The organism is Streptococcus sanguinis (genome assembly GCF_003943735.1).
Classification (GTDB): Bacteria; Bacillota; Bacilli; order Lactobacillales; family Streptococcaceae; genus Streptococcus; species Streptococcus sanguinis_E.
Window position 1 is genome coordinate 33,653 of sequence record NZ_RJMV01000005.1, and the last position, 18,865, is coordinate 52,517.

General features: G+C 44.3%; 19 protein-coding genes. 4 read left to right on the forward strand and 15 right to left on the reverse strand.

Annotation, left to right across the window (positions count from 1 at the left end; translation table 11 throughout):
- Window positions 1-48: 48 nt before the first annotated feature.
- From lgt to D8877_RS07030, 8 genes are all read right to left on the reverse strand, one after another.
- Window positions 49-834, reverse strand: a complete 786-nt coding sequence (gene lgt / locus D8877_RS06995; protein WP_002920747.1) for a prolipoprotein diacylglyceryl transferase — start codon at window positions 832-834, stop codon at window positions 49-51.
- Window positions 827-1,762 (reverse strand): HPr(Ser) kinase/phosphatase, encoded by a 936-nt coding sequence (gene hprK / locus D8877_RS07000; RefSeq protein WP_125340928.1) that lies wholly within the window; start codon window positions 1,760-1,762, stop codon window positions 827-829. Before hprK ends, lgt begins: the two co-directional genes overlap by 8 nt.
- Window positions 1,763-1,900: 138 nt before the next feature.
- The gene (locus tag D8877_RS07005) at window positions 1,901-2,392 is read right to left on the reverse strand and encodes an NUDIX hydrolase (protein ID WP_125352883.1); all 492 of its coding nucleotides are present in this window, start codon (window positions 2,390-2,392) and stop codon (window positions 1,901-1,903) included.
- A gap of 47 nt (window positions 2,393-2,439) precedes the next feature.
- Window positions 2,440-2,889: a preprotein translocase gene (locus tag D8877_RS07010; protein WP_125352885.1), complete on the reverse strand. Its 450-nt coding sequence runs from the start codon at window positions 2,887-2,889 to the stop codon at window positions 2,440-2,442.
- Between the two features lie 12 nt (window positions 2,890-2,901).
- The gene (locus tag D8877_RS07015; RefSeq protein WP_125352887.1) at window positions 2,902-3,390 is read right to left on the reverse strand and encodes a histidine kinase; all 489 of its coding nucleotides are present in this window, start codon (window positions 3,388-3,390) and stop codon (window positions 2,902-2,904) included.
- Window positions 3,391-3,461: 71 nt separating this feature from the next.
- Complete coding sequence (locus D8877_RS07020) at window positions 3,462-3,737, reverse strand: PspC domain-containing protein (RefSeq protein WP_032906743.1); 276 nt, start codon at window positions 3,735-3,737, stop codon at window positions 3,462-3,464.
- Window positions 3,738-3,873: 136 nt separating this feature from the next.
- Window positions 3,874-4,311, reverse strand: coding sequence for a SprT family protein (locus D8877_RS07025; RefSeq protein WP_125352889.1), 438 nt, complete (start codon window positions 4,309-4,311; stop codon window positions 3,874-3,876).
- Window positions 4,298-6,430, reverse strand: coding sequence for a Tex family protein (locus D8877_RS07030; protein ID WP_125352892.1), 2,133 nt, complete (start codon window positions 6,428-6,430; stop codon window positions 4,298-4,300). Before D8877_RS07030 ends, D8877_RS07025 begins: the two co-directional genes overlap by 14 nt.
- A 178-nt stretch (window positions 6,431-6,608) precedes the next feature.
- Here D8877_RS07030 and D8877_RS07035 point away from each other — a divergent pair, with 178 nt between their 5' ends.
- The 4 genes from D8877_RS07035 to zwf all read left to right on the forward strand — a co-directional run bounded on the left by D8877_RS07035 (window position 6,609) and on the right by zwf (window position 10,098).
- Window positions 6,609-6,746, forward strand: a complete 138-nt coding sequence (locus D8877_RS07035) for an SPJ_0845 family protein (RefSeq protein WP_002897213.1) — start codon at window positions 6,609-6,611, stop codon at window positions 6,744-6,746.
- Window positions 6,743-7,648, forward strand: a complete 906-nt coding sequence (locus D8877_RS07040) for a permease (RefSeq protein ID WP_002897212.1) — start codon at window positions 6,743-6,745, stop codon at window positions 7,646-7,648. Before D8877_RS07035 ends, D8877_RS07040 begins: the two co-directional genes overlap by 4 nt.
- Complete coding sequence (locus D8877_RS07045; RefSeq protein WP_125352894.1) at window positions 7,645-8,463, forward strand: TIGR03943 family putative permease subunit; 819 nt, start codon at window positions 7,645-7,647, stop codon at window positions 8,461-8,463. Before D8877_RS07040 ends, D8877_RS07045 begins: the two co-directional genes overlap by 4 nt.
- 174 nt (window positions 8,464-8,637) lie before the next feature.
- Window positions 8,638-10,098: a glucose-6-phosphate dehydrogenase gene (gene zwf / locus D8877_RS07050; RefSeq protein ID WP_125352896.1), complete on the forward strand. Its 1,461-nt coding sequence runs from the start codon at window positions 8,638-8,640 to the stop codon at window positions 10,096-10,098.
- A 51-nt stretch (window positions 10,099-10,149) separates the two neighbouring features.
- On the opposite strand, the gene ftsY is transcribed toward zwf, so the two are convergent.
- The 7 genes from ftsY to walJ form a co-directional block, all read right to left on the reverse strand.
- Window positions 10,150-11,643, reverse strand: a complete 1,494-nt coding sequence (gene ftsY / locus D8877_RS07055; protein ID WP_125352898.1) for a signal recognition particle-docking protein FtsY — start codon at window positions 11,641-11,643, stop codon at window positions 10,150-10,152.
- Between the two features lie 3 nt (window positions 11,644-11,646).
- Entirely contained in the window at window positions 11,647-12,465 is an 819-nt protein-coding gene (locus D8877_RS07060) for a Cof-type HAD-IIB family hydrolase (protein ID WP_125352900.1), read from the reverse strand.
- On the reverse strand, window positions 12,465-13,259 hold the full coding sequence (locus D8877_RS07065; protein WP_125352903.1) for a Cof-type HAD-IIB family hydrolase: 795 nt from the start codon (window positions 13,257-13,259) through the stop codon (window positions 12,465-12,467). Before D8877_RS07065 ends, D8877_RS07060 begins: the two co-directional genes overlap by 1 nt.
- Before the next feature lies 1 nt (window position 13,260).
- A complete protein-coding gene (smc, locus tag D8877_RS07070) occupies window positions 13,261-16,797 on the reverse strand; it encodes a chromosome segregation protein SMC (protein ID WP_125352904.1) in 3,537 nt (1,178 codons plus the stop codon).
- On the reverse strand, window positions 16,788-17,486 hold the full coding sequence (gene rnc / locus D8877_RS07075) for a ribonuclease III (protein WP_125352906.1): 699 nt from the start codon (window positions 17,484-17,486) through the stop codon (window positions 16,788-16,790). Before rnc ends, smc begins: the two co-directional genes overlap by 10 nt.
- Window positions 17,487-17,607: 121 nt before the next feature.
- On the reverse strand, window positions 17,608-17,967 hold the full coding sequence (locus D8877_RS07080; RefSeq protein WP_002903152.1) for a YbaN family protein: 360 nt from the start codon (window positions 17,965-17,967) through the stop codon (window positions 17,608-17,610).
- 91 nt (window positions 17,968-18,058) lie between these two features.
- Complete coding sequence (walJ, locus tag D8877_RS07085; protein ID WP_125340941.1) at window positions 18,059-18,859, reverse strand: exodeoxyribonuclease WalJ; 801 nt, start codon at window positions 18,857-18,859, stop codon at window positions 18,059-18,061.
- Window positions 18,860-18,865 lie beyond the last annotated feature (6 nt).

An 18,865-nucleotide genomic window follows, 5' to 3' on the forward strand; every position in this document is an offset into this window, starting at 1 on the left:
CTTTCATCGCTGACATCTCTTATAAGAGTCAGCAGCTCTATGTATTTCTTATTCTTGATAATAAGGGGCTTTCTTTTTTCTTTGGTAAATGATGATGCCTATTCCTACAAAAATAAGAATCAGCGACAGCCATTGGGAAACGCGCAGACCAGCAAACATAAGACTGTCCGTCCGCATCCCCTCAATAATCATCCGACCAAATCCATACCAAATCAGATAGAAGGCGGCGATTTCTCCCTGTCTCAGCAACTTAGGCCGACGGCGGAGAACAATAATCAAGATAAAGCCAATTAGGTTCCATACAGATTCATAGAGGAACGTTGGCTGTCTGTAGCTGCCCTCGATATACATATTCTCACGAATAAAACTAGGCAGATAGTTCAAACTCTTAACTGCCGCACCGTAGGCCTCATGGTTGGCAAAATTTCCCCAGCGCCCAATACTCTGAGCAATCATCACACTTGGTGCTGCGATATCTAGAAAATCGACTGGGTGAATCAACCTTCTCCGACAGAAGAAATAGAGAACGATGGCACCAGCTATCAGCCCACCGTAAATGGCAATCCCGGCTATTCCGCCATTCCAAAAATCAATGATTTTTATCAGATTCTTACCGTAATAATCCCATTCGAATGCCACGTAATAAAGTCGGGCACCCACAATGGCTACGGGAAAAGCTACTAGGATAAAATCCAAAATATCATCAGGAATAATCTTCCGACGCGGAGCCTCTTTCATGGCTAGATAGACGGCCAAGACCAAGCCTGTGACAATACAGATGGCATACCAGCGAATACTGATAGGCCCAAGTTGGATAGCTACTGGATCAATCATGTTTCACCTCATTTCGGCTAATTAAATCAGTGAGGCGTTCTTCAAAGATCTTGGTAGCATCATAGCCCATTTGCTTAGCTCGATAGTTCATCGCTGCAGCCTCAATCACGACTGAGATATTGCGACCAGTCTTTACAGGAATCCGAATACGTGGAATTCTGACACCGGCAACCTCCAGCTCCTCTGTATCATTACCTAGACGGTCAAAAGTTTTTTGAGTATCGTAATTCTCCAAATAGACAGCTATCTGAACTTGAGAAGAATCTTTTACTGCACTGGCTCCGTATAAGCTCATGACATCGATGATACCAACACCACGAATTTCCAATAGGTGGCGCAGGATTTCAGCCGGTTCTCCCCAAAGGGTCACTTCATCCTTGGCATAGATATCCACTCGATCGTCCGCAACCAAACGATGGCCACGCTTAACCAACTCAAGCCCTGTTTCACTTTTACCAATTCCACTGTCTCCTTGGATGAGAACTCCCATGCCATAGATATCCATCAGGACCCCATGGACACTGGTTCTCTCAGCTAGCCGGGAATCAAGATAACTGGAAATTTCTCCAGACAAGCGACTGGTGGAGGTTTTGCTTCTAAGAATAGCAACCTGCTTCTCATCAGCCGCATCAATCATTTCTTTAGGAATCTCTAAATTTCGAGCAATGATAACCACCGGCGTCTCAGGCTGGAACATTTTCAGCAGTACTTGATGGCGATTATGAGAGCTCATCTTCATCAGATAAGACCACTCTTTCATCCCAATCAGTTGTATCCGCTCGGGTGTATAAAAATCAAAATATCCAGTCATTTCAAGTCCAGGCCGAGAAATATCTGAAGTTTTAATTTCTTTCTCCAGTAAAACTTTATCTCCGTACTCCTGAGACAGACGAGACATTTTTAAGAGGTCTTTGACCTTTACTGACATTGTCTTCTCCCTTCAAATTTGTCTGCTTCTATTATAGCAAATTTTTACCTCAAAAGAATCTTTAAGATTGATTTTAGGTCGAAAAAATATTTTGATTTAAATCAACTTTTTAGTGAAAATAGAAAAACAGCCGCGACATCAATCAATCAGGCTACTGAGAATTTTCTTTTGGTTCTTAAAACAAGGATGGTTTTCTACAAAGGCCGGGACCTCTTTCAGGGGTAACCAGACATGGGCATCTGTTTCGCCTTCCTGATAGCGGACTTGACTCTTATCGCCAGACACAAGCACTTCATAATAGTCGAAATGGCACTGGTCTTTGATAGAGCACACCTGCTCCAAAAGCCTGATGCTGTCAGGAACCAGGCCTGTTTCTTCTTCTAATTCACGCAGGGCGGCTGTCTGACTATCCTCTCCTGCCAGCACACTGCCTCCCGCTCCGAACTCATAGTAGCCAGGATAGAGACTTTTATTGGCTGACCGTCGCATAAATAAAATATCGCCATCCTGATGGCGAACCAAGACATTGACACAGAGATGAAACTGTCCTTCAGGAATTTTGTCTCCTCGAACCAGGAGATGAGGGAGTTGATTTCGATTTAAGTCATAGGCATTCCAAAATTCTGTCATATTTCCTCCTTGGATGAATGCTTAGGATTTTGTTAAATTTGTAAGGTTCAGTCTATTTCACTCTGACCATTTTCAGTTTGAGACATAGCTCGCTTTTTATAGTTAGAAAGGTTTATTGAATGAGCTATAGAGAATACGATTGTATTTGAAACTAGCATACCAAAAATATAAAATAGGCTGCTAGGAAGGGAGTTTATAATTATTTGGAAACCTCCAACAAAACCATAAATTATGAGAGTTAGAACTGGCAGAAATAAGATAGATGTAAGTCCTACTAAACGCTTTGAGCTTTGCTCTGGGGATAATACTTTCCAGAAAAAGAAGAAATTCCATAGACCAAATGGAAAAGCTAGAATACCTATAAAGAAAACAAAAAAGAGAGCATATCCTCCTGCCACCATGCCCGCTGCAAAAATAAAAACTAGATGTAGAATTAAACTAATAATCAAATACAGGAAAAATTTCCACAAATACACCGGTAAAGAAAATTGTTTCATAATGCTGCCTTTCTAATTTTCAAAATGATCTGATAAATCAAGTGACTCACTCTTTTCCATTTGTTTAGCCATATGTAGCTGCTCACGTGCTTTTTTGATAGAATAGGCAAAGAAATAGAGAAACGTATTAACCAGAAGAATAATGAAGAATATTGGAATCATGCTCTTAAGGCTATTGAGCCAATTACTTAGACCAGCTGCATGAGAACTATTCAAAAAGAAAACAGAAACTGCAATAAAAAGCGGATGCATAAAAATAGAAAGTAGCAAAACACTTTTTTTCAGAGATTGACTAGTTGGCGGTGTAAACAGAAAGAAGAAAAAATTCAAAAAGCCATAGCCAAAAATCATCATCCCTAGAAAAGACATTGTCAAACTAGTGCCGTAATTAGACTTAAGGAGAAAAGCCAGAAGACCAAGCCCTCCAAAACTAACAATAAATGACAGAATAATATAAAGCAAGAACTTGAGTGCATACCATATGATTGAAAATTTTTTCATAAAATCATTCTCTCCTCTTCATCTAGTAAAAAATCGGGAGTGCATCCCGAAATTTTCTATTTTATTAAGAATTACCAAAACCATCCGTCTTTATCGTCTTTGATAGCTTCCGCTTCTTTTCGTTTGCGTGGGCCAGTTCCGTACATTTCTTCTTCTATGTCTTCTTTATAGGGCATAACCATAGCCAGCAGGATATAGATGAGAATTCCCAAGCCGAAATTGACCACAGTAAAGATAATAAAGAGGAAGCGCACCAGGCTCAGATCAAAATCAAACTTATCAGACAGACCGGACAAGACACCGGAAATCAGTCGATTCTTTTTCAACTTATAGAATTTCACGTTCATGATAGAGACCTCAATGATCATATTTACTTTATTCTACCACATTTCATGAAAAAACAATCGGGCCAAAGTCTGATTGTGCCTTAGAAAATTCATTCTTTAAAAAAGAGAGTTCTTCAATGAACTCTCTTACTAATTATCAAGCATTCTCCGACAAACGAAGCTTGCCCATACAGCGTCCGCAACGGTATTTTTGAAGATTGACTCTGCGTCTGCGACGGATAAGTGCTCCGCAGCTCAGACATTCATAGATGAGAAAAGATTGCGAGTCGGACAATGATGGAGCGTAGCGCAGACCATCAACTCGCTTGAGCAGGTCTTTAAAATCTCTATCCTCATGGCGGTATCCTTTGCCCTGATAATAGAGGTGATAGTGGGCCAGCTCATGGCGGACAATTTTTCGAAAGGTCTCCAGCCCAAAAGTTTCATAGATTTTTGGGTTAAAATCCAGATGTCCGTCTTTAGGAAAGAAGCGTCCCCCTGTAGTACGGAGACGCTTGTTCCAATAAGCTTGGTGGCGGAATTCCCAGCCAAAATCTTCAGCTGAAACCCGCTTGACATAGTTAGTTAGATTCATTTGGTGCTATTAGAGAGAGGTTGACCTTCTCCCGCTCCACATCCAGTTTATCCACCCAGACTGTGACTAAGTCACCAACTGATAGAACCTGACTAGGATGCTTGATATAGTCTGTGCTCAGCTTGGAGATATGAATAAGACCGTCTTCGTGGATACCGATATCCACAAAGGCTCCGAAATCGACAACATTCCGGACGACACCTTCCAGCTTTTGACCGATGCGCAGGTCCTTGATATCCAAGACATCCTGCCTCAGAACTGGCGCGTCAAAGGAATCACGCAAATCCCGGCCAGGCTTGAGCAGATCCGCAATAATATCTTTTAGGGTTTCTTCTCCCAAGCCTAGCTCTGCAGCCAAACTAGCAGTCTGCACTGCTTTTAATTTGGCTTGGGCTGATTCATCCAAACTGCTAATTTCCAGACGCTTAAAGAGCTCCTCCACCGCCTTATAAGACTCTGGGTGAACGCCCGTATTGTCTAGCAGGTTATCACTTTCAGGAATACGCAGGAAGCCGGCTGCCTGTTCAAAAGCCTTTGCGCCCAGACGCGGCACTTTCTTGATGGCTTCGCGAGACCGAATCAAACCTTCCGTTTCCCGGTACTTAACAATATTTTCTGAAATAGTCTTATTGAGACCAGCTACATGAGCCAGCAAGGCAGGACTGGCGGTGTTAATGTTAACTCCGACCTGGTTGACCACTGTATCAACGACAAAGTCCAGACTTTCGGATAGTTTTTTCTGGCTAACATCATGCTGGTACTGACCAACCCCGATAGACTTAGGATCAATCTTAACAAGCTCTGCCAAAGGATCCTGCAGACGGCGGGCTATGGAAATAGCTGAGCGCTTTTCAACAGTCAGATCTGGAAACTCATATCGAGCCAGTTCACTAGCAGAGTAGACAGATGCTCCGCTCTCATTGACGATGACATAGCTGACATTCGGATGAGATTTCAAAACTTCTGCTACAAATGCTTCGCTTTCTCGGCTGGCAGTTCCGTTTCCGATGGCAATGATTTCCACGCCAAACTGCTCAATCAGCTCTGATAACTCTTTCTTAGATGCTTCAATCTGAGCTGGCTTTGCTGGCGCTACTGGATAGATAACATGATTCGTTAGCATCTTGCCTGTCGCATCAACAACAGCTAGCTTGGCTCCTGTCCGAAAGGCTGGGTCAAAGCCCAGTACTACGCGGCCTTTGAGAGGAGCGATTAGGAGGAGGTGGCGGAGATTCTCTGAGAAGAGCTGGATTGCTCCATCCTCAGCAGCCTCAGTCAGCTCGGTTCGAATACGACGCTCCATGGCTGGAATGATTTTCTTTTTAACCGCTTGCTGGATAGCTTCAATAATATAGGCATTTTTCACCTTGAAACGTACTTCAAAGAAGCGCAGAATTTTCTCAAGATTGTGCTCAAAACCAACCTTGAGAATACCTAGCTTCTCACCACGGTTAAGGGCCAGTGTTCGGTAGCCCTGCATGGTCGCTACTTTTTCAGAAAAATCATAATAAATCTGGAAGACCTGCTTTTCATCCAAATCACCATCTTTGAGACTGGATACGATAGAAGAATTTGTCTGCATCTCGTGGTAGGTCCAAGCCCGTAACTTGGTGTCTTCGGAAATCGCTTCAGTCAGAATATCCACTGCTCCTGCTAGAGCAGCTTCTGCTGTCGGAAAGGCTTCACTAGTCAGTTTCTCAGCTTCTTCCTGCAAGTTAGCCGCATCCTGTAGGATTAGGCGGGCCAAAGGAAAGAGACCTGCTTCACGGGCAATTGTAGCCTTGGTACGGCGTTTCTCCTTATAAGGCAGATAAAGTTCTTCCACATCAGCCAGCTTTTCAGCAGCCTCAATCTCAGAGCGCAACGCATCCGTTAGTTTTCCCTGCTCCTCAATCTTAGCTAAGACCGTCGCTTTACGCTCTGCCAAGGCAGTCATGCTCTTATCTAAGTCAATGATTGCCTTAATTTCGACCTCATCCAGATTTCCTGTCATTTCCTTACGGTAACGAGCAATAAAAGGAATTGTATTTCCCTCAGCGGTCAGATCTAGAACCTGTGATACTTGGCTTTCTTTAAGGCCCAATTTCTGGGCAATTTTTTCAATATTTATATTTTCCATAACAATCCTATTATATCACAAGTGCTTTGAAAGATAGGCTATTTTAGAACTATTTAGTACTATTTGTACAAAAAAATTTAGGGTAAATTAACGACAAAGGGTCTCTTATGTCTCAAAATTTCATTTTTTGATAATTGGTAGTATAATAGAATTATTATTTTAGAAATGAGGTGCCTTTATGGCTGTTAAATTTACTAGATCAGATGATTTGGACAAAATGTTCGAGGAATTTGCGACCCTGCCCAAGATGGAAAAGGTAGAGTTCCCTGAGGAAGACAAGAAAAAATCTAAAAATGAGAAGGATAAGAAAGAATGAACTTCTTCTCTCAGCTACCGGCCAGTGTCCTGCAAGCTGGTGCCATTTTTCTCTCCATTATCATTGAGGCCCTGCCTTTTGTCTTAATCGGAAGTATCATTTCTGGCTTTATCGAGGTGTATGTCACGCCAGACAAGGTTTATCGTTTCCTGCCCAAGAACAAATGGACTCGGATTTTCTTTGGAAGCTTGGTTGGTTTTGTCTTCCCCTCTTGCGAGTGCGGGATCGTCCCCATTATAAATCGGTTTCTAGAAAAGAAAGTTCCCAGTTACACGGCTGTGCCCTTTCTGGTAACGGCTCCAGTCATCAACCCCATCGTGCTCTTTGCGACCTACTCAGCCTTTGGAAATTCCCTCCGAATGGCTCTGCTTCGTGCTTTAGGTTCTATGGTCGTGGCTATTCTTTTAGGGATTTTTCTGGGCTTCTTTGCGGATAGCAATATTCAAAAAGAAAATCGCAAAGCAGTCCATGAACATGACTTTTCACATCTCAGTAAGGGACAAAAACTTTTTCAGGTCTTTGTGCAGGCCATTGACGAATTTTTCGATACAGGTCGTTATCTGGTTTTTGGCTGTCTCTTTGCCAGCCTAGTCCAGGTCTATGTGCCAACCAGAATCCTGACCTCCATCAGCTCAACACCAGCTGTTGCTATTCTTCTGCTCATGCTACTGTCCTTCCTGCTCTCACTTTGCAGTGAAGCTGATGCTTTCATTGGAAGCTCCTTGATTGCTAGTTTCGGCTTATCGCCAGTCTTAGCTTTCTTGGTCATTGGGCCTATGCTAGATGTCAAGAATCTGCTGATGATGAAAAACTACTTTAAGACGCGCTTTATCTGGCAATTTATCAGCCTGGTTACCGTCGTCGTCTTTCTTTACTCTTGGCTTGTGGGGGTAGTGCTATGATTCGATTTTTAATCTTAGTCGGCTACTTTGAGATTACCATGTATCTGCAGCTGACAGGCAAGCTCAACCAATATATCAATCTCCACTACTCCTATCTGGCCTATCTATCTATGATTCTGTCCTTTGTCTTAGCAGTTGTGCAGCTTATCATCTGGATGAAGAGGATGGAGGTCCACAGTCATTTAAACACTCGCTGGGCCAAGTTAGGTAGCGTGCTGCTCCTTGTCATTCCACTTTTTGTGGGAATTTTCTTTCCAACTGTTACCTTGGATTCGACAACAGTTTCGGCTAAAGGATTTCATTTCCCGCTGGCTGAGGGAACTTCAACTGCTATTCAGCAGGACGAAGGCACAACCAGCCAATACCTAAAGCCGGATACCAGCACCTACTTTACCAAAGGGGCTTACGAAAAAGAAATGCGGGCAGCCGCCAAGAAATATGTCAAGCAAGATACCATTCAGGTCACAACTGAGAACTACATGGAAATCATGGAGGTCATCTATGATTATCCCGACGAGTTTGTAGGCAAAACGCTGGAGTTCACCGGCTTTGTCTACAATGACCCCAGCGACCAGAAGAGCCAATTTCTTTTTCGCTTCGGTATTATCCATTGTATCGCCGACTCAGGTGTCTATGGCCTCTTGACGACTGGAAATACCCAGCATTTCGAGAATAATACCTGGATTCATGCCAAGGGAAAAATTACCATGCACTACCATAAAAGTTTGGGGCAAAGCCTGCCAACTCTAGAAGTTGAAAGCTTTGATAAGGTAGAAAAACCGGAAAATCCTTACGTTTATCGGGTATTTGAATAAAGAAAACGAGGCTGGCACAATCGTGTCTAAGCCTCATTTTTTGTATTTGAATATGTTTCAAGCAGCGGTCAATTTCTTTCTATTTGTCTCCCTTTTCAGAAACCGAATTTCTGAATACAATCTTTAGAAAAATTGTGATAAAATAGAAACATCATTTAGAAAATAGGTATCAGGATGTCTTCAAAAGTTATTGTAACAATTTTCGGAGCCAGCGGTGACTTGGCAAAAAGAAAACTCTATCCATCCCTCTTCAGGCTCTATAAGTCTGGCAATCTTTCCAAGCATTTTGCTGTTATTGGAACAGCCCGCCGGCCTTGGAGCAAGGAGTATTTTGAGTCTGTCGTTGTCGAAGCAATCGCTGATTTAGCTGACAGTCCAGAGCAAGCCCAAGAGTTTGCCAGTCACTTCTACTATCAAAGTCATGATGTGCAGGATACCGAGCACTACATTGAACTGCGCAAGCTTCAAAACCGACTCAATGAGCAATACCAAGCTGAGCACAATAAACTCTTCTTCTTATCCATGGCTCCGCAATTTTTCGGTACCATTGCCAAACACCTCAAGTCTGAAAACATTGTAGATGGCAAAGGATTTGAACGTTTGATTGTCGAAAAACCTTTCGGAACGGACTTGGCAACTGCCAGCCAACTTAACGAAGAACTCTTGGCGGCCTTTGATGAAGAGCAGATTTTCCGTATTGACCATTATCTAGGCAAGGAAATGATTCAGAGCATCTTCGCTATCCGCTTTGCCAATCTTATCTTTGAAAACATCTGGAATCGTGACTACATTGACAATGTCCAGATTACCTTTGCAGAAAAGCTAGGTGTCGAAGAACGTGGCGGTTACTATGACCAGTCCGGTGCTCTACGGGATATGGTGCAGAATCATACCTTACAGCTACTGTCACTCTTAGCTATGGACAAGCCGAAAAGCTTCAGCAAAGAAGACATTCGGGCAGAGAAAGTCAAAGTTTTTGAACGCTTGGTAGAGCCGAATAAAGAAGACCTAAAACGCTTCTTTATCCGCGGTCAGTATAAGTCTGGCACAGTCAAAGGCAAGAAATACATCTCCTACCGGAGTGAACCTAATGTCAATCCTGACTCCATGACTGAAACCTTTGCTTCAGGAGCTTTCTTTGTAAATAGCGAGCGTTTCCGTGATGTTCCATTTTTCTTCCGAACTGGTAAACGCCTCACTGAAAAAGGCACTCTTGTCAATATTGTCTTCAAGCAGATGGAGTCTATCTTTGGTGAGGAATTAGTACCCAATGTTCTGACCATTCATATCCAGCCGACTGAGGGCTTCTCTCTCAGCATGAATGGCAAAGAGGTTGGCGAGCGCTTCAGCTTAGCTCCTCTCTCTCTGGACTTTCGAACAGACGCAACAGCTAGTGGTGCTTCCCCTGATCCTTACGAAAAATTAATTTTTGACGTCCTTAACAATGACTCAACTAACTTCAGCCACTGGGATGAAGTCCGCTCCAGCTGGGAGCTGATTGATCAGATTGAAGAGCTCTGGCATAGCAATGAAGTGCCTCTCTATGAATATCCTGTCGGATCTATGGGACCAGACGCATCCTTTGAACTCCTTAGAGAATTTGGAGCTGACTGGCAATGGTCCCCAAACAAATAAAATTTAAAAATTGTTCATAAAAAAGCCAGTACGTATACTGGCTTTTTAGCTTTATACTAAGCCCTCAAGCAGGCCTTTCATAAAGTTCTCTGAGTTGAACTCACCGATATCATCAATCTTTTCTCCAAAGCCAATCAGCTTCACTGGGATATCCAATTCCTGACGAATAGCTAACACAACCCCGCCTCGAGCTGTTCCATCAATCTTCGTCAGTACAATTCCTGTGACTGGAGTGATTTTAGAAAATTCCTTGGCCTGAACCAGAGCATTCTGACCAGTTGAAGCATCGAGAGCTAGGAAAGTTTCATGCGGTGCTTCTGGATCCACTCGCTTAATAATACGGCCAATTTTCTCTAGCTCTGCCATGAGGTTGTCCTTATTTTGCAGGCGACCAGCTGTGTCAATCATAAGAACATCAACCTGCTCTGCCTGAGCACGCTCCATACTGTCATAAACCACGCTGGCAGGGTCACTCTTTTCAGGCCCCGTTACTACTGGAACATCTACGCGCCGACCCCATTCAGCCAGCTGAGCCACTGCTCCAGCTCGGAATGTATCTGCTGCTACCAACATGACTTTCTTGCCTTCTTGTTTGTACTTATAGGCTAGTTTACCGATAGAGGTGGTCTTACCGACTCCGTTGACCCCAACAAAGAGCATGACAGTCAGACCGTTTTGGAAATTGATTTTTTCATTAAAGCGGCCATCTTTCTCATATATGTCCACCAATTTTTCAATAATCAGCTGACGCAGAGCAGCTGGTTTTTTAGCATTTTCCAGACGGGCTTCATAGCGTAGTTCCTCAGTCAGACTGGAAGCCACTTGAACCCCTACATCACTAGTGATGAGCAGCTCTTCCAAGTCTTCGAAGAACTCTTCATCTACTGATCGGAAATTAGCAAAGAAGGCATTGAGCCGTGCTCCAAATCCTGTCCGAGTCTTCTTTAGGCTGCGGTCATATTTTTCCTGAGTGGATTCCTCTTGAGGAAGTTCCACAGACTCTTCTGTAGCTGCTGCTTGATCGACCTGTTCTGATTCAGCCAGTGGTTCAGCTTCTATTTCTAGCTCGACCTCATTATTTGAATCAGTTGCCACCTCGTCATAGGAAGCAGCTTCATGCTCAGTATGAGATGATGCTTCATCCGAAAGATCCGCTTGTTCAACAAGTTCTTCTACCGTTTCGTCATTGCTTTCAGACTGGTGCTCTTCTAGAGTTTCTTCAGTCTGAGTTGCTCCTTGAGCCACTTCTTGATTTTCTGCAATAATTTCTCTTTCATGCTCTGGCTCCTTGCTTTCTTCTTGGTTAGCTTGAGATGCTAGCTCTTCAACATCAGCCAAACTATCTTTTGTATCCGAAATTTGGTCATCAAGTTGCTGCTCGCCCTGATAGGACTGAACAGCTTCCGCTTCAAGATTTTCTCTTGCTTCTGGAACAGGCGCTGTTTCTTCTTCAAGCTCGCCAATGTTTTCCAATGCTTCCTTGACAACTTCTTCAATCGGCGGTTCTTGTTTTTTTCGGCCGAAAAGGCGGTCAAATAATCCCATCGGCTAATCCTCCTTTAGTACATATTCTTCAATAGCCCAAGCCACTGCATCCTCATCATTGGTCATAGGTGTCACAACATTGGCTGCTTCTTTGACAATAGCTACTGCATTCTGCATGGCTACTCCCAGACCAGCCCACTCAATCATAGAAAGATCATTGGCTTCATCACCACAGGCCATAACTTGACTTCTCTCAATGCCTAAATGGGCAATCAGTTTCTCCAAACCATTGGCCTTATGGACATTTTTAGGGGACCACTCCAGCAACATTTCTCTAGATTTGAAAATCTCATAGCGCTCAAATAATTCTGGTGAGATTTGCTCAATAGACGCATCCAGTGGTTCTTGAGCATAAGCGGTGACACATTTATTATAAGTCTGCTGGCTGGACAAATCACTAAAATCAATAGACTCAAAGGTCAGAGCAGGATTGAACTGAGCATAAAGCGAGTCTTGATCGGATTGAATCTGATAGACAAGTCCTTCGCAGATAGCATCAAGAGGGATATGGAGCTTGTCTGTCTCCTCGTAAATCCGGGCTACATCATCATAAGAAAAGACCGTTTTATCAAGGATTTCTCCAGTGTTGCGCTGAACAAGACCACCATTAAAAGTAATGGTGTACTCATCCTCTCGACCGTCTGTTCCCAGCTCATGTAGGAAAAAGTCCATGGCCTTAAGGGGACGGCCAGTCGTCAGAACTACCTTAACTCCCTTGGCCTGAGCTGCTTTTAAAGCTGCTAAATTGCGGTCAGAAATCTTCTTGTCTGAATTCAGAAGAGTTCCATCCAAGTCCAGAGCAATCAGTTTTATATCTGCCATTATAATCCCTCCATGTAAGTGATAACCGACTGAGCATCATGGTGACCGATGACTTCCTTGGCGACTTCTAAAATCTCAGGGCGAGCATTTTCAGTCGCGACCGGATAACCAGCCACCTGCATCATGTGCAAATCATTGAGATTATCACCAAAAACCATAACCTGAGAAAGATCTATGTCTAGCTTCTTGGCCAGCTCGACAATGGCAACCCCCTTATCCACATGGTCCAGAACGATGTCAATGGACTTGTAGCCAGTTGTCATGGCCTTGACTCCGTCGATATTCTCATTGACCCAAGCTTCACCAGCTGCGACTTGGTCCTCAGCAAAATTGGTCGTAAACTTGAAAATTTCATCGTTGATATCAGCCAGGCTAGCTACTTTTTGAATATTTTCATTATAATGAGCGCTGAAGGAAAGATAGGTCGGATCCACAGTCTCCAAGACATAGCAGGCACGTTTGCCCGTCAAAAGCAGCTCGTTGACATTGACATAGGGAGATTCCTGCAGCTTGTCAAAAACCTTGAGGTAAAAGTCCCGAGGCATAGTTGCTTCATAGAGATCCTCGCCATGAAATTCCACTAAACTGCCGTTTTCAGCAATAAAAATAATCTCATTGCGCACTTCCTCAAACAGCTTTTCCAGCGACAAGAGGCCCCGCCCGCTGGCTACGGCAAAATACATGCCTTTTTCTTTGAAGCGAGTCAAAACTTGCTTGAGACGGTCCATATCAAACTGACCTTTACTGTCCAAAAAGGTGCCGTCCATATCCGTTGCTACTAATTTTATACTCATGTTACATACTTTCTAAATCTTTTAACTTGACCGAGACAATCTTAGAAACACCAGACTCCTGCATGGTAACTCCGTAAATAGAGTCTGCAGCTGACATGGTTCCCTTACGGTGAGTGACCACGATGAACTGGCTGTCCTTGTCAAAGCGATTGAGGTAATCCCCAAAGCGTTTAACATTAGCCTCGTCCAGCGCTGCTTCCACCTCGTCCAAGATGACAAAAGGAATGGTCTTAACGCGGATGATAGAGAAGAGCAGAGCCAAAGCTGACAAGGCCTTCTCACCACCGCTCATCAGATTAAGCGACTGGATTTTCTTGCCAGGTGGCTGCACGGAGATTTCTACACCTGCAGTCAGCAAGTCTCCCTCCGTCAATATCAGGTCTGCCGAACCACCGCCAAACATCTGACGGAAAGTCACCTTGAAGCTTTCACGAATGGCTTCAAAGGTTGATTTAAAGCGTTCCTTGACTTCGTCATTCATCTCTTCAATCGTCTCTAAGAGCAGATTTTTGGCTGATAGAACATCGTCTCGCTGCTCGTTGAGGAAGTTCAAACGGTTGCTGACTTCTTCAAACTGCTCGACTGCTTCCAGATTGACTGGACCTAAAGCTCGAATGGCTTTTTCCAGATCCTTCACCTGGCTTTCAGCAGCTGGCAGACTTTCTAACGGACGAGCCTGGCTGCTTGCTTCATCAAAGCTCATTTGATAGTCATCTGTCAGATTGCTTGCCAGACGGCGCATGACATCCATGAGCTTATCCTTTTCTGCCTCTGCTTTAGCCTGCCGGCGAATCAATTCTTCATTTTGATGGCGGGCTTGCTCCAAACGGCTGGCGATATCGTCAGACTGACCTTCTAGATCTTCAAGCTCAAATTTCAGACGAATCAGTCTTTGATCCAGCTCAATCTTTTCTTGCTTGGCAGTCTCTAATTGCTCTTCCAGAATTGTAATATCCACCTTCTGCAAGCTGGACTGCTCCTTTTGCTCCATCAAAAGTTCCAAGGTCGCCTGCTCTTTTTCAAGGCTGGCTTTTTCCTCGGACAGACGTTCCAAGTCATTCTTTTCAAAGCGTTGGTTGGAGGTCAGCTCTGTTCGCTGAAGTTTGAGTTCAGCAAGGCGAGAGGAAAGCTTGTCGAAACGAGCCTGAACTGCATCTTTGTTTGACTTAACCTGCTCTATTTCTGCAGTGATGTCCGTTTTTTCTTGCTCAATCTTAGTCAAGCGGGTCTGCAGTCGGTCTTTCTCTTCTGAAATATCCAAAGCAGATTGACCAGCCAATTCCTGTTCCTGTAGATTTTTCAGGCTTGTAAGTTCTTCTACGCGCTTGGCTAACTGTTCATAGGCTAGATTAGCCTTTTGCTCAGCCAAGCGAGCCTGCTCACCGTCTGTCTTGATTTGTTCCAATACCTGCTTAGCCTGACTTAGTTGGTTTTGCAGAATTTGCACTGCTTCTTCCTGCTCTTTCAGGCTGACATTTTTCTGCTTAATCTCCTCTAGCAAAGCATCTAGCTCTGGCTTGATAAAGATAGTATTGTTATTGCGGTTGGCACCACCGGCATAGGAACCACCAGTCCGAAGCTCTGTTCCATCCAAAGTCACCATCCGAACCTGATAGCGCACTTGGCGAGCCGCCGCTCGAGCATTTTCTACCGTATCAAAAATAGCAGTCGTTCCCAGCAGATTTTGAAAAATGCTGTCTAACGATGACTCATAGCTGACCAAAGAAGAGGCCAGTCCCAGAAAACCGGCACTCTTTTCAATCGTAGTGCGATGATGGTCAGGCAGCTGACGCGGCTTGATAGTTGTTAAAGGCAGGAAGGTTGCCCGGCCAGCTCGATTTTTCTTCAGAAATTCGATAGCCCGAGTCGCAGCCGCCTCATCTTCCACGATGATATTCTGACTGCTAGCTCCCAACGCAATTTCCAGCGCTGTCTGATAGTGGGGGTCGAAGCTAAGCTTTTCGCTGACTGCTCCTACAATACCACCTAGGCGGTCAGCCTCCTGCAGCACACTCTTAACCCCAGCATAGAAATTGCTGTGATTTTTAAGAATGGCCTCCAAGCTATTGGAACGTGCTTGCTTGTTTTTGAGGTCGTCCAAAAGCTCAAACATCTTAGTCTGCTGATGCTTATAATCAGCCTCTAGCTTCTCTACCAACTGAACCTGACTTTGGTAGTCTGCTAGTAGATTCTTGAGGGCTTGGCGAGCAATTTCTAACTCCTCCAAACCAGCTTGCTCCTGCGCCTGACTAGCCTCCAAATCAGCCTGCAGCTTAGCATAGTCAGCTTTCTTGCTCTCAGCCAATTTAAGCTCACTAGCCAGCTGACTCTCCAGAGAAGTCAAGTCATTAGAAAGATTTGCCTCTTCCTGCATGAGCTTGACATACTGCTCACGCAGATGTTCAATCAGCTGGTCTGGATCATCTGAAAAGTCTACTAATTCTGCTTCCAAAGAAGCGATAGACTGCTCATTGTCACTCAGTTTGGCAGCTATTTGGCTCAATTCAGCCTGCTTGTCTTCTATGTTGCTTTCTATCTGAGCCAGTTTTTCTGACAGAGCAGCCAAGCGTTCTTCATTTTCCCGACGGCTCGTCGCTGCCTGGCTGGACTCCAACTTAGAAAGGTCAATCTGACGCTCCAAATCACTGATTAAGCGGGTCAATTCCAGCAAACTAGCCTGATTATCAGACAAAGTTTGATTGAGCTCATGGCGCTTGGCCTTCAAGGTTTGGTTTTCAACTTCCAGCTCATCGCGCTTGCTGTAGTAGGCTGCCAGCTCCTGCTGGATATTCGTTAAATCTTCTTCAGCCTTGATCAACTTTTCCTTATTAGCTGTCAGCTGAGCGACCAAAACATCCAAGTAAAGCTCTCGGCGCTGGCCATCCAGACTCAAGAAGCGCTTAGCAGTTTCAGCCTGCTTCTCCAAGGGCTTGACCTGGCTCTCCAGCTCGTAGATAATGTCTTCCAGACGGTCCAGATTATCCTGAGTTTGACTAAGCTTGCTTTCCGTTTCTTTGCGACGTGTCTTATACTTAAGCACTCCAGCCGCCTCTTCAAAGATTGCCCGGCGTTCCTCGGGCTTGCTGTTAAAGATTTCTTCAACTTTCCCTTGGGAAATGATGGAGAAGGAATCTCGTCCCAGCCCAGTATCCATGAAGAGATCATGGACATCGCGCAGACGGACTTTTTTACCGTCAATCTTATACTCACTGTCACCGCTGCGGTAAATGTGACGCTCCACCCGAATCTCATTGGCAGCATCCTTGATAAATTGGTCACTGTTATCCAAAACCACTACCACTGATGCATAATTAAGTGGCTTGCGGGTTTCTGTTCCCGCAAAAATCACATCGGGCATCTTGCCGCCCCGCAGACTTTTCACACTGGACTCTCCCAAGGCCCAGCGCAGGCTTTCTGTAATATTGGACTTGCCGGAGCCATTTGGCCCGACAACCGCTGTCACTCCCTGATCAAAGACAACTTTAGTCTTATCAGCAAATGACTTGAAGCCCTGAATTTCAATTTCCTTTAAAAACATGAAGAACTTTCCTTTTCAAATGCGTTTTTAGCAGCTTCCTGCTCGGCCAGCTTTTTAGAACGCCCCTGGCCTTGACCGGACTTGCGGCCATTGATGAGAACAGCCACCTCGAAATTTTTAGCATGAGCCGGCCCTGTCTCGGAGACGACCTGATAGGTAATTTCCACATCACCATTAATCTGCAGCAACTCTTGCAGCTTGGTCTTATAGTCCGTCACCCGCTCAAAATCTCCCACTTCCACCTTGGGAATCATGACTTGATAGAGAAAGCTTTTGACTGCTTCCACACCCTTATCTAAGAGCAAGGCGCCTAAAAAGGCCTCAAACAAATCTCCTAAAATCGTATCACGATTCCGGCCGCCAGACTTCTCCTCACCGCGTCCCAGCTTGATAAACTGATCAAACTGACAATCACGGGCAAAGCCTGCCAAACTCTCCTCCCGAACAATCATGGACCGCAGCTTGGACAGGTCGCCCTCTGGCCTCTTAGGATACTTGGTATAAAGATACTCCGAAATAATCAATTGCAGAACAGCGTCTCCTAAAAATTCCAAGCGTTCATTGTGTGAAATTTTTAAGAGGCGGTGCTCATTGGCATAGCTCGTATGGGTAAAAGCCGTTTCCAACAAGGTCTCGTCAGAGAAGACCAAGTCAAACTGCTCCAGCAATGCTTTTTTCAAATTTTCCATTACTATTTTACATCATGCTGACTTCAGTCAGATAAGCAGCATGATACCTTTTCCTTTCCAAAGATATACAGTCTCTATTATAACAAAAAACAGGCGCAAACGCACCTGCTGAAAGTGATTTCTATTCCTTATCCGGAATTACTTTAAACAAATAATAGGTGATAAAAACAGTCAGACCCAACAGACCAATCTTGACCCAAATAATAGGCGCCAGGAAAATGGAAATCCCCATCAAGATATAGATGGAAACAATAATCTTTTTCTTACGCTCCTTGGCAATCGTTCCCGTCTCTCGAAAATCCGCCACATAAGTCTGATACATCTTGGTATGATAGAGCCAATTCTCAAAACGCTTGGAACTGCGCGAAAAGCAGGCAATGGACAAGAGAAGAAATGGTGTCGTCGGCAGTAGAGGCAGAAAAATCCCCAAAACTCCTAACCCTAAAGATAATAGACCTACCACAAAGTAAATTGGCCGCATACAAGCTCCTTTGCAAAATAAAACCGTTACTTTTTAAATATTTAATGGATACCGCACTAGAGCAAGAAAACCAAACCTTGCGGTCTAGTGTTTAAATACTCGTTAAAGGCGTTGCGGTATCAGGCGAGGTATCATAGACCTGGAAGTCGTGACCAACTGCCATATCGGCTTGAGCCAGTTGATTGACCATGGTCATATGAGCCAATTCCTTGATATTGTTTTCCTTACTGAGATGGCCCAGATAGATTCGTTTGGTGCGATTGCCCAGAGTCCGAATCATAGTCTCCGCTCCGTCTTCATTGGACAGGTGGCCCATATCCGACAGAATCCGCTGCTTGAGACTCCAAGGGTAGGCACCGCTGCGAAGAATTTCAATATCATGGTTGCTCTCAATCAGGTACCCGTCGGCATTTTCGATAATCCCAGCCATCCGGTCACTGACATAGCCCGTATCCGTCAGCATGACAAAACTCTTGTCATCTTTCATAAAGCGGTAAAACTGCGGACAGGCTGCATCATGACTGACTCCGAAGCTTTCTATATCTAGGTCTCCAAAAGTCTTGGTCTTTCCCAGTTCAAAGATATGCTTTTGACTAGCATCCAGCTTGCCCAAGTCCTTTTCCATAGCCTTCCAAGTAGCCTCATTAGCATAAATATCTAAATTATACTTGCGGGCCAATACACCAACACCATGAATGTGGTCCTTGTGCTCATGGGTCACTAAAATGGCATCCAAATCCTCAGGCTTGCGGCCAATTTCGCCCAGCAAGCTAGTAATTTTTTTCCCTGATAAGCCAGCGTCAACCAGAATCCGCTTTTGATCTGTTTCCAGATAGAAACAGTTACCGCTTGATCCTGACGCCAGAATACTGTATTGAAATCCTTTAGTCATGTTTAC